Source organism: Sulfitobacter sp. HI0129, from assembly GCF_001635395.1.
Lineage (GTDB): Bacteria > Pseudomonadota > Alphaproteobacteria > Rhodobacterales > Rhodobacteraceae > Sulfitobacter.
In genome coordinates this window covers 1-1,770 of record NZ_LWGH01000690.1, presented here as the reverse complement: position 1 = coordinate 1,770, position 1,770 = coordinate 1, and the positions used below count along the sequence as shown (strand labels likewise).

Here is a 1,770-nt window from a genome sequence, read left to right as displayed (position 1 = left end):
CCGGGATCGCCGGGGTTGAGCACCTGCGCCTCCCCCGAGGCTTCGGTGGCCAGCAGGAAGTTGTCGCCGACCGCGCGCATGCCCGGTTCGTTGATGAAGGTCGCGAGGCTGAGCTGGCCCAGTTCCACGGGGTTTGGGTCGTTTTCGACGAAAGCGGTGACGATGCCCTGTTCGCTGATGTCGACGGATTTGGTGTTTTCCGGCACGACGATGCCGGGATCGACCCGGTAGCCCTGCATGGTCACAAGCTCCCCCTCCGCCGAAAGCTGGAAGGTGCCGTCGCGGGTATAGGCCTGCGTGCCATCGGGCATCTGCACGGTGAAGAACCCGGTGCCGTCGATGGCGACGTTCAATTCGTTCTCCGTCAGGATCATGCCGCCCTGGGTGTTGAGCCGCACGGTGCCCGCCGTCTGGACGCCAAGGCCGATGTCGACACCCACGGGGCGGGCGGAGCCGTCTGCGGAGGTTGCCGCGCCTTCGCGCTGCATCGATTGGTAAATCAGGTCCTGAAACGCCGCCCGGCTGGATTTGAAGGCGGTGGTATTGGCGTTGGCGATGTTGTTGGAGATCACATCGACGTTGGTCTGCTGGGCCATCATGCCGGTGGCCGCGATGCTGAGTGCCTTCATCTTCGGTATCCTTCCTCGGGTCGGGTCACACGGCCTGTCCGATGCGCTTGAGCGCATCGCGTTGCAGGCCGTCGGCGTTGCCCATCATGGTGTTGGTGCGCTCATAGGCGCGTTGCACGTCGATCAGGCGGGTCATTTCGCGGATCGGGTTCACGTTGCTGCCTTCGAGCGCGCCCTGCATGACCTGCGTGGTGGTGGAAGCCTCCGGTGCGGGGGCCCCTGCGGGTGCCACGAACATGCCCGCGCCGATGCGCGAATAGCTCTGGATGCCGGGAATGTCGAAAATGCCGACCTTGCCCAGCGGGCCGGTTTCACTGCCCGAGATCGTCCCGTCTTCGGCGATCGTCAGCTCACCCAGGCCCTGCGTGGGCAGTACGATCGGGCCGCCGCCTTCGTCGAGAACCTGCGCGCCCGAAAGCGTGCGCAGGTTGCCTTCGGTATCCAGTGCAAAGCCGCCGTCACGGCCGAAGGCGCGCTGCCCGGTTTCGGTGCGATAGCTGAACCAGCCTTCGCCGTTGAGCGCGAGGTCCAGCGGATTGCCTGTCTGCACCAACGCGCCGGGCCGCATGTCGACGTAGGAGCCGCGATCCCGCACGAAATTGGCCGGATCCTGATCCGCGCCGGCGTTTTGCTGGACAAAGGTTTCGAAGACGACGTGTTCGCCCTTGTACCCGGCGGTGTTCGCGTTGGCGATATTGTTGGAGGTGACGTCGAGCTGGCGCTGCAAAGACGCGGCAAGGGACATGCCAAGGTAGCTTGCTTCCGTCATGCGCCGTGCTCCTGTCCTTATGCGATGCAAGTATAAACATGGATTGCAAGGATACATTGAAATATAAACTGGACAAAAGCAAGGAAATTGTGTCTTTCTTTCTTGTCATGCTAAAGATACTTTGCCTTGCCCTGTCTCTTGTGCTGTTCCTGCCACCCCCTTTGCGGGCACAGGAGGAGGGGCCGTTCGCGACCCTGAACTTCGTTGTTCTGGGGCAGGGTGACTTCCTGTTACAGCGGCGCGCCATCGTGGACGGGGTCATCGCGGCCTCCCCCTTCGACATGGCGCCGGAGGAGGCGGCCACCGACCTTGCGCTCGCGGAATTGCACCTGACACATCTGCTGTTGCCGGAAGCGGCGACCTATCTCGCGG

General features: G+C 63.1%; 3 protein-coding genes. 1 reads left to right on the top strand and 2 read right to left on the bottom strand.

What is annotated here, in order from left to right; genetic code table 11:
* On the bottom strand, positions 1 to 629 hold a 629-nt coding region (gene flgG, locus A3764_RS17450; RefSeq protein WP_067951839.1), incomplete at its 3' end, for a flagellar basal-body rod protein FlgG.
* Between the two features lie 25 nt (positions 630 to 654).
* On the bottom strand, positions 655 to 1,398 hold the full coding sequence (gene flgF / locus A3764_RS17445) for a flagellar basal-body rod protein FlgF (RefSeq protein WP_067923181.1): 744 nt from the start codon (positions 1,396 to 1,398) through the stop codon (positions 655 to 657).
* Positions 1,399 to 1,487: 89 nt separating this feature from the next.
* Here flgF and A3764_RS17440 point away from each other — a divergent pair.
* A partial coding sequence (locus tag A3764_RS17440) for a hypothetical protein (protein ID WP_150122268.1) occupies positions 1,488 to 1,770 on the top strand: 283 nt, incomplete at its 3' end.

Bases quoted from the DNA above. Each gene is read 5' to 3' on its own strand.
- flgF (WP_067923181.1), bottom strand. From the start codon at position 1,398: ATGACGGAAGCAAGCTACCTTGGCATGTCCCTTGCCGCGTCTTTGCAG.